This is a genomic window from Pseudomonas sp. SD17-1, from assembly GCF_029201585.1.
In the GTDB taxonomy this organism is placed as follows: Bacteria; Pseudomonadota; Gammaproteobacteria; order Pseudomonadales; family Pseudomonadaceae; genus Aquipseudomonas; species Aquipseudomonas palmensis.
Genome location: NZ_CP104044.1, coordinates 2437184 through 2454414, shown reverse-complemented (window position 1 = coordinate 2454414; position 17231 = coordinate 2437184). Strand labels below are relative to the sequence as shown.

Annotated in this window: 15 protein-coding genes; 13 read left to right on the top strand and 2 right to left on the bottom strand. The window is 65.6% G+C overall.

Going from position 1 to position 17231, the window contains the following annotated elements:
• Positions 1 to 62 precede the first annotated feature (62 nt).
• From N0B28_RS11180 to N0B28_RS11165, 4 genes are all read left to right on the top strand, one after another.
• Positions 63 to 593, top strand: coding sequence for a cupin (locus tag N0B28_RS11180; protein ID WP_078481125.1), 531 nt, complete (start codon positions 63 to 65; stop codon positions 591 to 593).
• Between the two features lie 147 nt (positions 594 to 740).
• On the top strand, positions 741 to 1238 hold the full coding sequence (locus N0B28_RS11175) for an RNA polymerase sigma factor (RefSeq protein ID WP_104572552.1): 498 nt from the start codon (positions 741 to 743) through the stop codon (positions 1236 to 1238).
• Between the two features lie 55 nt (positions 1239 to 1293).
• A complete protein-coding gene (locus N0B28_RS11170; RefSeq protein ID WP_054914364.1) occupies positions 1294 to 2274 on the top strand; it encodes a FecR domain-containing protein in 981 nt (326 codons plus the stop codon).
• Positions 2275 to 2400: 126 nt separating this feature from the next.
• Positions 2401 to 4905 (top strand): TonB-dependent receptor, encoded by a 2505-nt coding sequence (locus N0B28_RS11165; RefSeq protein WP_157811392.1) that lies wholly within the window; start codon positions 2401 to 2403, stop codon positions 4903 to 4905.
• An 18-nt stretch (positions 4906 to 4923) separates the two neighbouring features.
• Here N0B28_RS11165 and N0B28_RS11160 read toward each other — a convergent pair whose 3' ends face one another.
• Complete coding sequence (locus tag N0B28_RS11160) at positions 4924 to 5649, bottom strand: SDR family oxidoreductase (RefSeq protein WP_043864027.1); 726 nt, start codon at positions 5647 to 5649, stop codon at positions 4924 to 4926.
• A gap of 101 nt (positions 5650 to 5750) precedes the next feature.
• Between N0B28_RS11160 and N0B28_RS11155 the strand changes: the two genes are divergently transcribed.
• The 8 genes from N0B28_RS11155 to N0B28_RS11120 all read left to right on the top strand — a co-directional run bounded on the left by N0B28_RS11155 (position 5751) and on the right by N0B28_RS11120 (position 12980).
• Positions 5751 to 6569 carry a LysR family transcriptional regulator gene (locus N0B28_RS11155; RefSeq protein WP_054914362.1) on the top strand — a complete coding sequence of 273 codons (819 nt, stop codon included), beginning with the start codon at positions 5751 to 5753 and terminating at the stop codon, positions 6567 to 6569.
• Between the two features lie 119 nt (positions 6570 to 6688).
• Positions 6689 to 7366, top strand: a complete 678-nt coding sequence (locus N0B28_RS11150; RefSeq protein ID WP_100632645.1) for a thermostable hemolysin — start codon at positions 6689 to 6691, stop codon at positions 7364 to 7366.
• Entirely contained in the window at positions 7356 to 8837 is a 1482-nt protein-coding gene (locus tag N0B28_RS11145; protein ID WP_058540319.1) for an AMP-binding protein, read from the top strand. Before N0B28_RS11150 ends, N0B28_RS11145 begins: the two co-directional genes overlap by 11 nt.
• Complete coding sequence (locus N0B28_RS11140; RefSeq protein WP_058540320.1) at positions 8834 to 9505, top strand: iron-containing redox enzyme family protein; 672 nt, start codon at positions 8834 to 8836, stop codon at positions 9503 to 9505. Before N0B28_RS11145 ends, N0B28_RS11140 begins: the two co-directional genes overlap by 4 nt.
• Positions 9492 to 10301, top strand: a complete 810-nt coding sequence (locus N0B28_RS11135) for an SDR family oxidoreductase (protein ID WP_058540321.1) — start codon at positions 9492 to 9494, stop codon at positions 10299 to 10301. Before N0B28_RS11140 ends, N0B28_RS11135 begins: the two co-directional genes overlap by 14 nt.
• Positions 10298 to 10942 carry a tetratricopeptide repeat protein gene (locus N0B28_RS11130; protein ID WP_100632643.1) on the top strand — a complete coding sequence of 215 codons (645 nt, stop codon included), beginning with the start codon at positions 10298 to 10300 and terminating at the stop codon, positions 10940 to 10942. Before N0B28_RS11135 ends, N0B28_RS11130 begins: the two co-directional genes overlap by 4 nt.
• 11 nt (positions 10943 to 10953) lie before the next feature.
• Positions 10954 to 11616 (top strand): response regulator, encoded by a 663-nt coding sequence (locus N0B28_RS11125; RefSeq protein ID WP_054914356.1) that lies wholly within the window; start codon positions 10954 to 10956, stop codon positions 11614 to 11616.
• Entirely contained in the window at positions 11613 to 12980 is a 1368-nt protein-coding gene (locus N0B28_RS11120) for an ATP-binding protein (protein WP_100632642.1), read from the top strand. The genes N0B28_RS11125 and N0B28_RS11120 overlap by 4 nt, the downstream gene beginning before the upstream one ends.
• A 35-nt stretch (positions 12981 to 13015) precedes the next feature.
• Here N0B28_RS11120 and mqo read toward each other — a convergent pair whose 3' ends face one another.
• Entirely contained in the window at positions 13016 to 14662 is a 1647-nt protein-coding gene (gene mqo, locus N0B28_RS11115) for a malate dehydrogenase (quinone) (RefSeq protein WP_058540324.1), read from the bottom strand.
• Positions 14663 to 14957: 295 nt separating this feature from the next.
• On the opposite strand from mqo, the gene N0B28_RS11110 reads away from it, so the two are divergent.
• Positions 14958 to 17213, top strand: a complete 2256-nt coding sequence (locus N0B28_RS11110; RefSeq protein WP_275731807.1) for an ATP-binding protein — start codon at positions 14958 to 14960, stop codon at positions 17211 to 17213.
• Positions 17214 to 17231 lie beyond the last annotated feature (18 nt).

The window sequence follows — 17231 nt, the reverse complement described above, 5'->3', positions numbered from 1 at the left end:
CCCTGTCACCACGCCGGGCTGGCAACCCGATGCCGCCCCGGCTTCATCGCCGAGGGTCGACCATGAACACTCGACACACACCTTCAACAGCCTCGCAGGTACTGAGGCTGCAACCCGACGACTGGGTGCCCAACAACACCCGGCTGCCGGTGCTGATCTACCCCCACGCGATTGCGCTGCATGGCAGTGATCCGGCGGCGCAAATCGAACGCACTTTCGAGGCCAATGGCTGGCCGGCGCAATGGCGCGATGGCATCTACGCCTACCACCACTACCACACCGAGGGCCACGAAGCGCTCGGCGTGGTATGTGGCCAGGCAAGGCTGATGCTGGGCGGCCCGCGGGGCCGCGAAGTACAGGTGAGTGCAGGCGATGTGCTGTTGCTGCCCGCCGGCACGGGCCACTGCAAACTCGATTGCAGCCCGGGCTTTCTGGTGGTGGGGGCCTACCCGCCCGGGCAGCACGCAGACATCCGACGCGAAGCGCCAACCCAGGCCCAGCTTGCGTGTATCGCCAACCTGCCCTTTCCCGATCACGGCCCGGTGCAGGACCCGCAAGGGGCCTACCAGCAGCATTGGCTCAACCAGCGTTGAAGGGCAGCGTCTGGCTCCAGAGGGCACAGGCCCGATTGCTCCCGAACCGCTAGAGACGCTACCCCAGCGCCTCGGCCGCGTTGTTTTAAATGATATTAATTCCTGTTATCTTCCTGCGCTCCCTGACCCCCAGCTCGCAGGTGTTTCGTGTCAAGCGCAGACCTCAAGGCGTTGTACCTTGCCCACCGTGAAGAAATTCAGGACTACCTGAATCGTCAGGTGCGCTGCAAGGACACCGCCGCAGACCTGACTCAGGAAACCTTCATCCGCCTGTCCGAACAGCTGGGGCGCACGCCCATCGACAACTTTCGCGCATACCTGTTTCTATGCGCGCGCAACCTGTTCATCGACTACCTGCGTCGCGAGCGCCACCGCAAGGGCGAGGTGGTCGAGCCCACCGAGCTGCAGGCGCTGGAGCAGAAGACCCCGAGCCTGGAACGCACGGTGATCGCCCAGGACCAGCTGGCCACGCTCAACCGCGTGATGCAGCGCATGCCCGAGCCTTGCCGCGAGGTGTTTCTGCTAGCGCGCGGCGAAGGCCTGACCTACGTGGAGATCGGTGAACGCCTGGGCATTTCGCCCAAGACCGCCTACAGCCGCATGGTGCGGGCACTGGAATTGCTCAAGTTGGGCATGGCCGAGTGAGAGTGGACTATCATGCGCCCCTGTACACATCACCGCCCGCACAGTGACCCGACCCATGGCTGAACCGCCCTTCCCCACGCCGGCCCCGGCCTCGCCCGACGAGCCCCAGGCCGACCCCATCTCGCAGCAGGCCTGCGCCTGGTTCGCGCTGATCTTCGAAGGCTCGGCCAGCCAGGCCGAGCACGAGCAGTGGCTTGAGTGGATGCTGGCCGACCCGCGCCATGCCAAGGCCTACCTGGAACTCGAAGCGCTGTGGGCCCTGGCCGCCGAGCTGCCTGCCGTGCAGGCGCCGCCTGCCCCAAAGGCCCGCGGCGTCTCGCGGCGGCGCTTCATGCAACTGGCCATGGCGGCGTGCACCGCCGCAGTGGCCACCGGCTCGGCCACGCTGTGGCTCAAGGGCGACGGCCTGTCGTTTGCCGACCTGCACACGCGCGTGGGTGAAACCCGCACCGAGCGCCTGCCCGATGGCAGCGTGATCGAACTGGCCGGCAACACCGCCCTGGACCTCGACTTTTCCGGCACCACGCGGCGCCTGCGCATGCTGCGTGGTCAGGCCTATTTCAAGGTGGCCGCCGATACCCGCCCGCTGCGCATCGACACCGAGGCCGGCACCGTGGTCAGCCACCAGGGTGCGTTCTGCCTGTCCTGCGACGCCGGCAGCGCCGACCTGGCCGTCAGTGAGCACAATGCCGGGGTGCAAATCCCCGGCCAGCAGGCACAACTGGGCCAGGGCGAGGCCGTGACCTTCGGCGCCGCCGGGCTCGGCCCGGTGCAGCGCGCCGAACTCGACCAGGTGCTGGCCTGGCGCAACGGCAGCCTGGTGTTCTTCGACACGCCCCTGGCCAAGGTGGTCAATCACCTGCAGCGCTGGCGCGAGGGCCGCATCTTCATCGCCGACGAGCGCCTGGCGGCACGCCCGGTGAGCCTGATCCTCAATCGCCAGCACCCCGAGCAGATGCTCGATGTGCTGGCACGCACCCTGCCGATTCGCCTGAGCCGCTACACCGACCTGGTGACCATCATCCGCCCTGCCTGACCCGCCGATGGCTGATTGAAAATTATTTGCAGTACCCATCAGACATTTGCACTCCTCGTGCGTCATCACCAGCAGATGAAACCCATTCGCAAACAGGCGAAGTCGTTCTGCCGAGGAGTCAAGGAAATGGCAACACCCCAGACGTTGTTCCCCCAGGGTTCGTGCTGGCGCATGTCGGCGCTGGGCGCCGCGATCAGTTGCGCGCTGCTGGCACAACCGGCCCAGGCCCAGCTGCCCGCGCCCGGTACAGGGGCGGTCAGCGTGCACACGGCATTCGATATCCCCGCCCAGCAACTGCGCCAGGCATTGCTGGTGTTCAGCCAGCAGACCGGGCAGAACGTGATGCTCGACGGCAACCTGGACGCCGGCCTGCGCAGCGCACCGGTCAAGGGCAGCTACTCCGCCGATCAGGCCCTGGCCCAACTGCTGGCCGGCAGCGGCTTCACCTTCGGGCGCAGTGACGCCTCGACCCTGTACCTGGTACCGCTGCCAGACAGCGCCGGCAACAACATCGAACTGGGCGCCACCACCATCAACAGCGCCTGGAGCCTGGGCAGCACCACCGAGGGCAGCGGCTCCTACACCACCGGGCAGACCAGCACCGCCACGCGCCTGGACATGTCGCTGCGCAAGACCCCGCAGTCGATCAGCGTGATCACCCGCCAGCAGATGGACGACCAGGGCCTGAACAACCTGTCCGAGGTGATGCAGCAAACCCCGGGCATCACCGTCAACCGCGAGAACTCCGAAGGCTTCACCTTCTACTCGCGCGGCTTCGAGATCCAGAACTTCCAGTACGACGGCGTGCCCAGCCTGAGCACCGACGCCGGCAACCTGCGCGACAACTACAGCATCACCAACTCGGTGATCTACGACCGCGTCGAGGTGCTCAAGGGCGCCACCGGGCTGGTCAACGGCATCGGCTACCCGTCGGGGGTGATCAACCTGGTGCGCAAGCGGCCCACTGCCCAGTTTCAGGGCCATGTGTCCGCCGGCGCAGGCTCGTGGGATCACTACCGCACCGAGCTGGACGTGTCCGGACCGCTGCTCGACAGCGGCGCCCTGCGCGGGCGTTTCGTCGCGGCCCGTGAACAGCAGCACACCTTCATCGACTACCAGAAGCAGCAACAGGACATCTTCTACGGCGTGCTCGACGGCGACCTGTCTGACGCCACCGTGCTGAGCGTGGGCTACGAGTACCAGCAGAACGACAACGACGCGTCCTCCACCACCCACCTGCCGGCCTTCTACAAGAACGGCACGCCGGTACGCTTCTCGCGCTCCACCAACCCGGCGGACAAGTGGGCCTACCGCAACCATCGCACCCAGCGTGCATTCGCCAGCATCGATCACCAGTTCGACAACGAGTGGTCGCTCAAGGCCACCGCCAGCTACCGCAACTATGCCTCGCGCGAGATCATCGCAGGCCTGGCCACCGCCCATGTCGACCCGAACGACAACAGCGTCGCCCACGGCTACTACCCGGGCGGTGCGGCCAAGTTCAACACCGATACCGACGAGAAGTCCTTCGATATCTACGCCAAGGGCCCGTTCTCGCTGCTGGGCAGAAGCCACGACCTGGTGGTGGGCTACACCTATGCCCACACCACCGCGCAATCGGACCGTACCGACGGCAGCACCGACGCCGTGGCACCCGATGCCTTCGACTGGAACAACAACGCCGCCTACCCCACCGACTGGGCCTGGTGGTCGACCTTCGATATCAAGACCACGCAGAAGGTCGGCTATGCTGCGGTCGTGCTCAAGCCCACCGACGCACTCAACCTGGTGCTGGGGGCGCGGGTCACCGACTACGCGTGGAGCCTGGACAGCATCAACGCGCTGCCGCGCAGCAGCCGCACCGCCACCCGCGACACCGGTGAAGTGATCCCCTATGCCGGCATCACCTACGACCTCGACGACCAGCACACCGTGTACGCCAGCTACACCGACATCTTCAAGCCGCAGCCCTACAACCGGGGTGCCGACAACAAGCCGCTGGACCCGCTCACCGGGCAAAGCTACGAAGTGGGAATCAAGGGCGAGTATTTCGACCGTCGCCTGAATGCCAGCCTGGCGCTGTTCGAGCTCAAGCAGGACAACCTCGCGCAGTCGACCGGCACCACCGGGGAGTTCGGCAATGAAGTGATGCGCGCCGTGCAGGGCGCCACCACCCGCGGTGTGGAGCTGGAAATGTCCGGCCAGATCCTGCCCGACTGGAACATCAACGCCGGCTACGTCTATCAGGCCTCCTACGACGCCGATCACCGGCGCGTGGCGACCAACCAGCCCCAGCACCTGCTCAAGGTCGCCACCAGCTACCGCCTGCCGGCCGAGCTGAACAAGCTCACCGTGGGCGGCAACTGGCAGTGGCAGAGCCGCACCTACTTCGTCGACGACACCTTCTACGACGACGTCAACGACGTGGCGCTGCCCAGCCACAAGTTCTTCCAGGACGCCTACGGCGTGGTCGGCCTGATGGCCGCGTATGACGTGAGCAAGCAACTGAAGGTGTCGGCCAACCTCAACAACCTGTTCGACAAGACGTACTACAGCGGCATCGGCAACTACTACTCGGTCTACTACGGCGACCCGCGCAACGTGATGTTCAACGTCAGGTACAGTTTCTGACGCGCAACGCGCACGCCATCAGGCCTGCTGGCGGGTCGCCGCCAGCACGATCTCGCGGATGCACACGCCCTGAGGCTGTTCGTAGGCGTAGCGGATCGCATTGGCCACATCGTCCGCCGACAGCACCACGCCGCCCATGCCGGCCTTCCAGTCCTGGTAGCCGGACTTGATCGCCTCATCGGTGGTGTGGCCGAGCAGCTCGGTTTCCACCGCACCCGGCGCGATGGTGATGACCCGCACGTTGTGCGCCGCCACTTCTTCGCGCAGGTTTTCCGAGATCGCGTGCACGGCAAACTTGGTGCCCACGTAGGCCACATGGTTGGGGAAGGTCTTGCGCCCGGCCACCGAGCCGACGTTGATCACCGTGCCGTGGTTGCGTTCGATCATGCCGCCCAGTACCGCATGGATGCCGTTGAGCAGGCCCTTGACGTTCACATCCAGCATGCGCTCCCACTGCTCGGGGGCCTGGGTGGCGGTATCACCCAGCAGCATCACACCCGCATTGTTGACGATCGCATCGGCCGGGCCGTACTGCGCCTCGGCCTCCTTCACCGCAGCCAGCAGCGCCTCGCGGTCGGTGACGTCGACACCCTTGCACAGGGTGGCGGGCAAGCCCAGTGCGAGCAGGCGCTCCACGCGCCGGGCCAGCAGCAGCAGGGGGTGGCCCTGGGCAGAGAACAGGCGCGCGACGGCTTCGCCGATGCCCGAGCTGGCGCCGGTCACGATGATCAGGGGTTTGTTCATGAAAGTGCTTCCGTCATTGGTTTATCAGATAACGCAAAGCGTATAGTGCCGGCCACAGCAGATAAAATGCTTAATTCCTCTTGCAGACATCGGCCTTACCTATGGATATCCGGCACCTCAAAGCCTTTGTGGCGGTGTTCGAAGAACGCAACATCACCAGCGCCGCCCAGCGCCTGTGCATCAGCCAGCCGACCTTGTCGGTGACCATCCGCCAGCTCGAAGAAGCCCTGGGCGCCACCCTGTTCAACCGCCAGTCGCGAGGGGTGGAGGTGAGCGAGGCGGCGCGTTCGCTGTACCCGCAGGCCTGCGCGCTGGTCAGCGAGGCCGAGGCCCTGCGCCAGCGCTTTCGCACCAGCGATGCGCGCCAGCACCTGAGCCTGGGCATCGAGCCGGACCTGAGCCCCGCGCAGGTCGCTGCGTTTCTGCGCTTTGCCCACCAGGTGGTGGCGCACCTGTACATCACGCTGCACGAGGGCTGTGCCGGCGATGCGCGCCTGGCGGTGGAAGAACAGTGCTGCGAAGACGAGCTGTTCCTGCCGGTGTGGGACGACCCGTTCGTGCTGGTGAGCGCAGCCGGCAGGCAGCCGGGCACGGTCACCAGCCTGTACCCCTGGGTCATCTGCCCCGAACACCCCTCCCACCAGCGCCTGATGGCGCTGTATGGCAACTCCACCGCGTCGGCGGTGGCCAGCAGCGGCTCGCTGCAACAGTCGCTGCTGCTGGTGGCGGCCGGGGTCGGCGTGGCGGCGCTGCCGCACTCGCTGGTGAGCGCGGCACAAGGGGTGCAGGTGCATGCGCTCAACAGCCCGCTGCCCAGTCGCCGGGTGGGCCTGTGCTACAGCGGCACTGCGCTGGAGCACCCGGTGCTGCGCCTGCTGCACGCCGCGCTGCGCGACGCCCCGGCCGGTACCTGGCAATGATGCGACAGGCATCGAAAGCCGCGGTCTGAACAGACCGCTGGCTGTTTTCGCGATCTTCAGACTCCGTTAAGAATTGCCTCGGATACTCCTCCCGACACACACCCCGGGAGGCGTGATCGATGCCCGATTCTGACTGGAACATCCCCCTGCCCCTGCACTTCGCAGCCGCAGGCGGTTCGGTGATGAGCCTTGCCAGGGCCTTGCCCGGCGATAGCCTGCGCCCGGCCTACGAGGCCTTCATCCAGCAGCGCTTTCGCAAGGCCCATGGTGCGCATATCGCACAGTTCATGCCGCAGCTGTTCGGCATCAGCGATGCCTCCGGCGCGCTGTGCGCCGTGGCCGGTGTGCGGCTGGCCAGCAGTGAGGCGCTGTTTCTGGAGCGCTACCTGGACGAGCCGATCGCCCCCTTGATCAGCGCCACCGAGAACAACCCTGTCGATCGCAGCGCCATCGTCGAGGTCGGCAACCTGGCGGCCGCCGATACCGGCAGCGCGCGCCTGAGCATCATTGCCGTTACCTACCTGCTGGCCATGGGCGGTCTGGAGTGGGTAGCGTTCACCGGCAGCATCGGCCTGGTAAACAGCTTCCACCGCCTTGGGCTCAAGCCAGTGAGGCTGTGCACGGCCGACCCCCTGCGCCTGGGCGAAGAACGCCATAACTGGGGCAGCTACTACCAGAGCCAGCCCCAGGTGCATGTTGGCAACATCCGTGCAGGCTTCATCCATTTGCGCAACATGGGCGTGTTCACACGCCTGGGCCTGCCTACCGCCGTCGGGGAGGCCTGTCATGTCGCCTGAACTGCAGCATTTCGAACAGGTGCTGCGCAGGCACGCCGAACACACGCCCAACGCCATTGCGTTGTGGGGCGACCAGTTGAAGCTGGACTACGCCACGCTGCAGGCCGAGGTGCAGTACCGCCAGCAACGCCTGCGCGATGAGTCGGCCAGGGTCGTGGCACTGGCCCTGGATAACGGTGTGGAAGCCATGCTGTGGGATCTGGCATTGCTGTTTGCAGGCGTGACCTGCGTGCTGCTGCCGCCCTTTTTCAGCCCCGCACAGCGCAGCCATTGCCTGGCGCAGAGCCAGGCCAGCCTGGTGATTGCCGAGCCGGCCCTGGCCCCCGAACTGCTGGCGTGCGGCTATGTCGAAGACGGCGCGTTCTGGCGCAGGCAATGGTCGGGGCCCGACCTGATGCCCGAGGGCACCGCCAAGCTGACCTTCACCTCCGGCACCACCGGAACCCCCAAGGGCGTATGCCTGGGCGCCGAGAGCATGCTGCGCGTTGCCCGGGCGCTGGAGCAGGCCAGCCGAATCACCGCGCCACAGCACCACCTGACCCTGCTGCCGCTGGCGATCCTGCTGGAGAACCTGGGTGGCTACGCCGCGCTGATGGCCGGGGCCACGGTGAGTGTCCCCAGCCTGGCGGCTCTGGGCATCCAGGGCGCAAGTGGCGTCGATGCTGCGCGCCTGCTCGGCACCCTCGCCGACCGTGCGCCCCACAGCCTGATCCTGGTGCCGCAACTGCTGCTGGTGCTGGTCAGCGCCGCTGAACAGCGCGCCTTCGACCCGCGCACGTTGCGCTTTGCCGCGGTGGGCGGGGCCAGGGTCGCCACCGAACTGCTGATCCGCGCGCAGCGCATCGGCCTGCCGGTGTATGAAGGCTACGGCCTGTCGGAATGCGCCTCGGTGGTGTGCCTGAACCGGCCACAGGCCCATCGCCCCGGCAGCGTGGGTCAGCCACTGCCCCACCTGCAGGTCAGGCTGGCCGAAGACGGCGAGGTGCTGATCAAGGGCTCGGCCCTGCTCGGCTACCTGGGCCAACCGCCGCACACCGACGCCTGGTGGCCCAGCGGTGACCTGGGCGAGCTGGACGCCGAAGGGTTCCTGTACATCAAGGGGCGCAAGAAACACCAGTTCGTCACCAGCTTCGGCCGCAACATCAACCCCGAATGGGTCGAAGCCGAACTGACCCAGCGAGGGGTGTTCGCCCAGGCCTTCGTCTATGGCGAAGCCATGGCTCACAACCACGCATTGCTGTGGCCACATCAACCGGGCTGCACCGACACCGAACTGGCAGCGGCCGTGGCCCAGGCCAATCAGGCCCTGCCCGATTACGCCCAGGTGCATCGCTGGACGCGCCTGGAACAACCGTTCACGACCGCCAATGGCCTGCTCACGGCCAATGGCCGCCCGCGCCGCGATGCCATCGTCGAGCGCTACCGCTCCCAACTCACCGACCCCCTTGCCTGCGAGGCTACCCGACCATGAGCTTTTTCGACACGCTGCAAGAAGCAACCCATCAGCAACGCCATGCGCTGTTCAGCCTGCCGGTGATTCGCGATGCCCTCGAAGGCAAGGTCAGCCTGGATAGCTACCAGGCCTTCCTGGCCCAGGCCTACTACCATGTGCGTCACACCGTACCCTTGATGATGGCATGCGGCGCCCGCCTGCCCTCGCGGCTGGAGTGGCTGCGCAAAGCCGTGTGCGAGTACATCGAAGAGGAGTATGGCCACGAGCAATGGATACTCAACGACATTGCTGCCTGCGGCGGTGACAGGGATGCCGTGCGCGAAGGTCGGCCTTCACTGCCAATCGAGCTGATGGTCGCCTACCTCTACGACCTGATCGCGCGGGGCAACCCGGTAGGGCTGTTCGGCATGGTCAATGTGCTGGAAGGTACCAGTATCGCCCTGGCCACCCATGCCGCGCACAGCATCCGCGCGCGCCTGGCGCTGCCGGAGGCCGCCTTCAGCTACCTCAGTTCCCATGGCTCGCTGGACCTCGAGCACATGCAGACCTATCGCCGTTTGATGAACACCCTGCAGGCCCCTGATGACCAGGCCGCGGTGATCGATGCGTCGCGCGTGGTCTACCGCCTGTATGCCGACATGTTTCGCGGCCTGCCGCACGATGGAGCACAGCATGCGCCTGTCTGACGCCCGCGTGGTCCTGACCGGTGCCAGTGGCGGGATCGGCCTGGCCATAGCCGCCGCCCTTTGCGCCAACGGCGCCCGCGTGCTGGCGGTGGCCCGGCATGCCGAACCCCTGCAATCGCTGCTGCAAGAGTACCCCGCGCAACTGACCTGGATGGGCGCCGACCTGACCTTTCTCGTGGACAGGCGCAAGGTGCTCAACGCCGCCCAGGCCCTGGGCGGCGCGAACCTGCTGATCAATGCTGCGGGCGTGAACCATTTCGCCATGTTCGAGCAACTGGACGACAGTGACATCAATGCCATGCTGGCAGTGAACATCAGTGCCCCCATGTGCCTGACTAGGCTGTTGTTGCCGCTGCTCAAACAGGCCGACAGCGCCATGGTGGTCAATGTCGGATCTACCTACGGTTCGATCGGCTACCCCGGCTACGCGGCCTACTGCGCGAGCAAGTTCGCCCTGCGCGGGTTTTCCGAAGCGCTGCGCCGGGAACTGGCCGACACCCGGGTCAACGTCCTGTACGTCGCCCCGCGGGCCACCCGCACCCCCATGAACAGCCCGGCGGCGCAGGCCCTGAACGTTGCCCTCAAGGCCAATGTCGATGATCCGAAAACCGTGGCCAGCGCCGTGATTCACGCCATTGCCGGTGATCGGCGCGACCTTTACCTGGGTTGGCAGGAGCGTTTTTTCGTGCGCCTGAACAACCTGCTGCCGCACCTGGTGGACCGCGGTCTGCGCAAGCAGTTGCCACTGATCCGCCGCCTCAGCCACAAGACCGACCGCGAGCCGCCCAAACCATGAAAAAGATTGCCACCTGCCTGCTGGTCTGGGGCCTGAGCCAAGGCGCCTGGGCCCTGGACAATGCCGACCAGCAACGCCTGAACATGCTTCAGCACAGCTGGGCACACATCCAATACCAATTGCCGCCAGACCAACGCGCGACAGCCTTCGAGCAATTGTCCAGCCAGGCCTCGGCGTTTACCCGGGAACGTCCGACCACGGCTGAAGCCTGGATCTGGTCGGGCATCGTCACCAGCAGTTGGGCCGGTGCGCAGGGCGGGCTGGGCGCGCTGGGCAAGGCCAAGACGGCCAAGGCCGACCTTGAAAAGGCGCTGACGCTGGACCCCAGGGCGCTGCAGGGCTCCGCCTACACCAGCCTTGCAGCCCTGTATGATCGCGTACCAGGCTGGCCAATCGGCTTTGGTGACGCCGACAAGGCCGAGCAGCTGTTCAAGCAGGCCTTGCTGATCAATCCCGATGGCATCGACAGCCTGTACTTCTGGGGCGATCACCTCTACCGTCAAAAGCGTTACCCCGAGGCCAGGGCAGCCTTGCTCAAGGCACTGCAAGCCACCCCGAGGCCAGGGCGTGAAATCGCCGATAGCGGACGTCGCCATGAAATCAACGCGCTGCTGGCGGACATCGACAAGAAACTCGACTGACAGGAGTCACCGTGCGCTTGCTGCTGATAGAAGATGACGTGGCCCTGGGTGAAGGCATTCATCAGGCCCTGGGGCGCGAAGGCTACACCGTCGACTGGCTCCGGGACGGCAGCAGCGCCCTGCATGCGCTGCTCAGTGAAACCTTCGACCTGGCGGTGCTCGACCTGGGGCTGCCGCGTATGGACGGCCTCCAGGTGCTGCGTCGCCTGCGTCATAGCGGCTCCACCCTGCCGGTGCTGATACTCACCGCGCGCGATGCCACCGAAGACCGCATTGCCGGGCTGGATGCCGGTGCCGACGACTACCTGATCAAACCCTTCGACCTGGCGGAGCTCAAGGCGCGCCTGCGGGCCCTGCTGCGCCGCAGCGCCGGGCGGGCCAAGGCAAGAATCGAGCATGCAGGCATCAGCCTGGACCCCGGCACTCAGCAGGTGTCCTTCCATGGGCAGAACGTGCCCCTGACGCCCAAGGAGTATCAGCTGCTGCATGAGCTGCTTTCACCGCCGGGGCGTGTCATGACCCGCGAGCGGCTGACCCAGTTGCTTTACGGCTGGAACGAAGAAGCAGAAAGCAACACCCTGGAGGTGCACATCCATCACCTGCGCAGAAAATTCTCCGCCGACCTGATCCGAACCGTACGCGGCGTGGGTTATCTGGTGGAGGAGCGCCGATGATGTCGATCCGCCGCCGTACCCTGACCCTGATCATCGGCCTGATGCTTACCGGCCTGATGATTCTCAGCGCCTTCAACCTGCATGACAGCAACCATGAAATAGCCGAGGTGTATGACGCACAACTGGCCCAGAATGCGCGGCTGCTGCAGGGCGTCATGCGCATGCCGCTGGCTGGCGACCAACACACCGAACTGTACCAGGCGTTCAACCAGGCCCTGAGCGAAGCCACACCCAGGCTTGACGGCCACCCTTATGAAAGCAAGATCGCGTTTCAGGTGTGGGATGCGCAGGGCCAGGTGCTGGTACATACCAACAGCGCCCCCGCCTTCACCTCGCCACCGTCGGCACCGGGCTTCAGTGACGTGCATGACCTGCATGGCCGGCAGTGGCGCGCCTTCCTGCTCGAAGACAAAATCAACCAGGTGCGGATCTGGGTGGGCGAGCGCGACGACGTACGCACTGACCTGGTCGACCGCATCGTACGCCACACCCTGTGGCCCAATATGCTCGGCAGCCTGATCCTGGCAGCAATGGTCTGGCTGGCCATTGGCTGGGGGCTCAAACCCCTGGCCAACATGGCAGCCACCCTGCGTGCCCGTCATTCAGGGTCGCTTGAACCTCTGCAACTGATGCCATTGCCTGCAGAACTCGAACCGATGCAGGCCGCGCTGAACCGCATGCTGGCGCAGATCCAGGAAGTGCTGGAACGCGAGCGCCGCTTCATTGCCGACGCGGCTCATGAAATGCGCACGCCCCTGGCGGTCCTGCGGGTGCACGCGCAAAACCTGCAGGAGGCCGGGACCGAACAGGAGCACCGTGAATCGCTGGCGCACCTGATACACGGGGTGGACCGCGCCAGCCGGCTGGTCAACCAGCTGCTCACCATGGCACGCCTGGAACCGCAGCCGGGTCATGCCCATGCCCCGCGAATCGACCTTGAAAACACTGTGCGCGACAGCCTGGTGCAGATGACCCCATGGCTACTGGACCAGGGCCTTGAACTGGTGTTCGAGGCCGCCCCGGGCAACTACCTTGCCCGAGTGGATGGCGGCGCGATCGATATCGCACTCAACAACCTGGTGACCAATGCCGCGAACTTCTCCCCCGAGGGAGGGATCATCAGCGTTCGCCTGAGCCGCCAGCCGACGCATTTCGTGCTGTCGATACAGGACGAGGGGCCTGGTATCGACGAAGCTGAACGCGAGCGCCTGTTCGAACGCTTCTACAGTCGTGGCAATGCACAGGGCGCCGGCCTTGGCCTGGCCATCGTCCAAGCGGTCGCCATGCGGCTGGGCGGTCAGGTCCGGCTGGAGAACATGGCCACCGGCGGGCTGTGCGCAACCCTGGAGATTGCGCTGGACTGAACCCGCCGCCCCCGCTGACAGGTAGCCATCGACGGTCATGGCGCCAGGTCAGGGTCCGAGTCGCTGTGCTTCTGGCCGATCGGGTCGGTGGCCGGCGACTGCTGCGGCGCCTGGGTATCGATGCCCGGTGGCGGCGCAAGCTGCAGTATCTCGCTGGTGTAGGCCCACTCCTGCTGCACCCGGGCCGGGTCGTCGTTCAGGTGGGTGCCGTAGCTGGGCACGATCTGGTGCAGCTTCTGCTGCCAGGCCGGGCTGGCGACCTTGTCCTTGAACACCTTCTGCAGCACTTCGAGCATGATCGGCGCCGCCGTGGATGCGCCGGGCGATGCGCCCAGCAGCCCGGCAATGCTGCCATCGGCCGCGCTCACCACCTCGGTGCCCAGCTTGAGCACCCCGCCCTTTTCCTTGTCGCGCTTGATGATCTGCACCCGTTGCCCGGCCTGCCACAGGCGCCAGTCTTCCTTCTTGGCCTGGGGGAAGTAGGTCTGCAGCGCCTCGAAGCGGTCGTCGTCCGATTGCATCAGCTGGCCTGCCAGGTACTGCACCAGGTCGAACTGGTCGATCCCCACCTTGGTCATGGGCCACAGGTTATGGGTGGTCATGCTGGAGAACAGGTCCAGGTACGAGCCTTCCTTGAGAAACTTGGTGGAGAAGGTCGCGAACGGCCCGAACAGGATCACCCGCTTGCCATCGAGTACCCGGGTATCCAGGTGCGGCACCGACATCGGCGGCGCGCCCGTGGCGGCGATGCCGTAGGCCTTGGCCATGTGCTGCTGGGCGATGGTGGGGTTGTCGGTGACCAGGAACGAGCCGCCCACCGGGAAGCCCGCGTAGTCCTGGGCCTCGGGAATGCCGGACTTCTGCAGCAGCGGCAGCGCCGCGCCGCCGGCACCGATGAACAGGAACTTGGCATCGGCGGTCGACTTCTCGCCGCTCTTGAGGTTCTTGTACTCCACATGCCAGGAGCCGTCGTCATTGCGACGGATGTCCTCGACCTCGCTGGACAGCTTGAGCGAGAAATTCTCCTGCTGCTGCAGGTGCGCCACGAACTGGCGGGTGATCTCGCCGAAGTTCACGTCGGTGCCGATCGGCGTCCAGGTGGCGGCGATCTTCTGGTTGGGGTCGCGGCCCTCCATCATCAGCGGCACCCACTTGCGGATCTGCGCCGGGTCTTCGGAGTACTGCATCGGCCGGAACAGGGGGCTGGCCTGCAGCGCCTCGTAGCGGCGCTTGAGGAAACTGATGTTGTCGTCACCCCACACGAAGCTCATGTGCGGCGTGGAATTGATGAACGAGCGCGGGTTCTTCAGCACCCCGTTCTTGACCTGCCAGGCCAGGAACTGGCGAGTCACCTGGAACGCCTCGTTGATCTCGACCGCCTTGGTGATGTTGATCTTGCCGTCCTTGTCCTCGGGCGTGTAGTTCAGCTCGGCCAGCGCCGAGTGCCCGGTGCCGGCGTTGTTCCAGCCGTTGGAGCTTTCCTCAGCCACCCCGTCCAGGCGCTCGACCATCTCCATCGACCAGCCCGGCTCCAGCTCGTTGAGCCAGATTGCCAGCGTGGCGCTCATGATGCCGCCCCCCACCAGCAGTACATCGACCTTCTTCGATTCCGCCCCCTGCGCCTGGCCGGCCGCCAGTGACACGGCCAGGCCCAATGTGGCCACGTTCCTTGCGAACTTCATGGCATATCCCCCCAATTGCATTACGAGACGATCCAGTGAGTGTGGCTCATGGATCGCGCATGACAAGCCGTACAAGCGACCCGATGCGGTCAGTGGGGTTCCCTTGGATCGGGCCGCGGCGGCGCCAGGGCACGGGCAAAACGCTATCAAACTGAACCAATTCATCAGCTAAGGATCAGTTTTAGCATCGTGAAACCACAGGATTTGATACCTTGTCCGCGCTTTCTACACTTGGCCGGGATCGCTTGTGCCCTTCCCCTGCACGGCCTGCCAACACGCCTTCAGGAGGGATCTTGTGACCACCACCCACCCCAGCGACGCTTTCCAGATCGCCCTGGCCAACTGCGCCCGTGAACAGATCCGTACCCCCGGCAGCATTCAGCCCCAGGGGTTCATGGTCGTGGTGCAGGAGCCGGCCATGTTGATCCGCCAGGTCAGCGAGAACCTGCCGGACTGGCTGGGGGTGGAGATCGACGCCTTGCTGGGCGTGCATTTCGATGCGGTGGTGCAGGACGGTTGCAGTTTCGTCGAGCAGCTGGGCGAACTCGACGAAGACCAGTCCCAGCCCTATCACGTGGCCGACGTACAGTTTCTGATCGGCCAGCAGGCGCAGCGCCTGCCGATGATGCTGCACCGCCACGACCAGGTGCTGATCGCCGAATTCCAGCGCCCGGCCGCCGTGCCGGCGCCAAGCTCGCGGCTGTACCCGCTGGTGCGCTCCTTCGTTGGCGGCGCACCGGACAGCGAGAGCATCGACGAGCTGTGCGAGCGGGCGGTGCGCGTGATCAAGCGCCTGACCGGGTTCGGCCGGGTCAAGTCCTACCGCTTCGACACCGAGGGCAACGGGCTGGTCAACGCCGAACTGGTCGACGACGACTACCCCAGCTACAAGGGCCTGTGCTTCCCTGCTTCGGACATCCCGGCGCAGGCCCGGGCGCTGTACTGTGCCAACCGCATCCGCGTGATCGAGGATGCCGACTATCAGCCGGCGCGCCTGCTGCCGGCCGCCAACCTGCTCACCGGCCAACCCCTGGACCTGAGCTTCTCGACCCTGCGCAGCGTATCGCCCGTGCACCTGCAATACATGCGCAACATGCAGACCTGGGCCTCGATGTCGGTTTCCATCGTGGTCGAGGGCCGGTTATGGGGGCTGGTGTCGTGTCATCACCGTACCCCGCGCAGCGTGAGCTTTCAGGTGCGTACTGCCTGCGAACTGCTGGGCCGGGTGCTGTCGCTGCAGATCGAGACCCGCGAAGCCCACCTGCGCCACGCGCGCATGCTCGAGATCCGCCAGCGCATCGTGCAGCTGCTGGGCGCCATCGCCGACCAGGACAGCGTGCGCCTGGGCCTGCGCGCCCTGCCCGACATCTTCACCGACTTCGTCGGCGCCGCCGGTGCCGCAGTGGTGTCCAGCACCGGCTGCGACACCTACGGGCACACCCCGCCCCAGTCGCGGATCATGGCCCTGGTGGGCTGGCTGACCGCCCGCGGCGACGCCGAGGTGTTCCATACCGACAACGCCGGGCGCGATATCCCGCACCTGACGGGGCTGGCCGACATGGCCAGCGGCATCCTTGCCGTGTCCATTTCCGAATTGCACCCGCATTACCTGATCTGGTTCAAACCCCAGCAGTCCCAGGTGGTGCACTGGGCCGGCCGCCCGGAAAAAAGCATCGCCCAGAGCGGCTCGCTGAACCCGCGCGAAAGCTTCGAGCAGTGGCAGCAGATCGTCGAAGGTTTCTCGACCCCCTGGGACCCCAGCGAAATCGAGGGCGTGCAGGAGCTGCGCCAGGCCATCCTCGGCATCGTGCTGCGCAAGGCCGAAGAACTGGCGCAACTGTCCGAATCCCTGGAAAAGACCAACAAGGAACTGGAAGCCTTCTCCTACAGCGTTTCCCACGACCTGCGCGCGCCGCTGCGGCATATCGCCGGCTACGCCGAGCTGCTCAGCGATGCCGAAGGCGCCAACATGTCCGAGCGCAGCCTGCGCTTTCTGGGCACCATCGAGAACTCCGCCAAGTTCGCCGGCACCCTGGTGGACAACCTGCTGAGCTTCTCGCAGATGGGCCGGTGCGCCATGCACCTGTCCGACGTCAACCTGTCGGCGATGGTCGCCTCCATCAAGCTGGAGATGCTGCCCGACTACGAGGGCCGCGACATCCGCTGGACCTTCAACGCCCTGCCGATCGTGGTGGCCGACCCGGCCTTCCTGCACCTGGCCCTGCGCAACCTCATCGCCAACGCCATCAAGTACACCCGCGGCCGGCCGGTGGCGCTGATCGAGGTCGACGTGCAGGAACGCGACGACGCCCACGTGATCAGCGTGCGCGACAACGGCGTCGGCTTCGACATGCAGTACGCCAACAAGCTGTTCGGCGTGTTCCAGCGCCTGCACCGCATGGAGGAGTTCGAAGGCACCGGCATCGGCCTGGCCAATGTGCGGCGCATCATCGAGCGCCATGGCGGCACGGTATGGGCCCACGGTGTCCCGGACCAGGGCGCGACGTTCTATTTTTCACTTCCAAAGAAAACCCTCATGCCCACTGCATGACCCACACGAGGGCGCTCC

Bases quoted from the DNA above. Each gene is read 5' to 3' on its own strand.
- N0B28_RS11165 (WP_157811392.1), top strand. From the start codon at position 2,401: ATGGCAACACCCCAGACGTTGTTCCCCCAGGGTTCGTGCTGGCGCATG.
- N0B28_RS11155 (WP_054914362.1), top strand. From the start codon at position 5,751: ATGGATATCCGGCACCTCAAAGCCTTTGTGGCGGTGTTCGAAGAACGC.
- N0B28_RS11150 (WP_100632645.1), top strand. From the start codon at position 6,689: ATGCCCGATTCTGACTGGAACATCCCCCTGCCCCTGCACTTCGCAGCC.
- N0B28_RS11170 (WP_054914364.1), top strand. From the start codon at position 1,294: ATGGCTGAACCGCCCTTCCCCACGCCGGCCCCGGCCTCGCCCGACGAG.
- N0B28_RS11180 (WP_078481125.1), top strand. From the start codon at position 63: ATGAACACTCGACACACACCTTCAACAGCCTCGCAGGTACTGAGGCTG.
- N0B28_RS11135 (WP_058540321.1), top strand. From the start codon at position 9,492: ATGCGCCTGTCTGACGCCCGCGTGGTCCTGACCGGTGCCAGTGGCGGG.
- mqo (WP_058540324.1), bottom strand. From the start codon at position 14,662: ATGAAGTTCGCAAGGAACGTGGCCACATTGGGCCTGGCCGTGTCACTG.
- N0B28_RS11120 (WP_100632642.1), top strand. From the start codon at position 11,613: ATGATGTCGATCCGCCGCCGTACCCTGACCCTGATCATCGGCCTGATG.
- N0B28_RS11140 (WP_058540320.1), top strand. From the start codon at position 8,834: ATGAGCTTTTTCGACACGCTGCAAGAAGCAACCCATCAGCAACGCCAT.
- N0B28_RS11160 (WP_043864027.1), bottom strand. From the start codon at position 5,649: ATGAACAAACCCCTGATCATCGTGACCGGCGCCAGCTCGGGCATCGGC.
- N0B28_RS11145 (WP_058540319.1), top strand. From the start codon at position 7,356: ATGTCGCCTGAACTGCAGCATTTCGAACAGGTGCTGCGCAGGCACGCC.
- N0B28_RS11130 (WP_100632643.1), top strand. From the start codon at position 10,298: ATGAAAAAGATTGCCACCTGCCTGCTGGTCTGGGGCCTGAGCCAAGGC.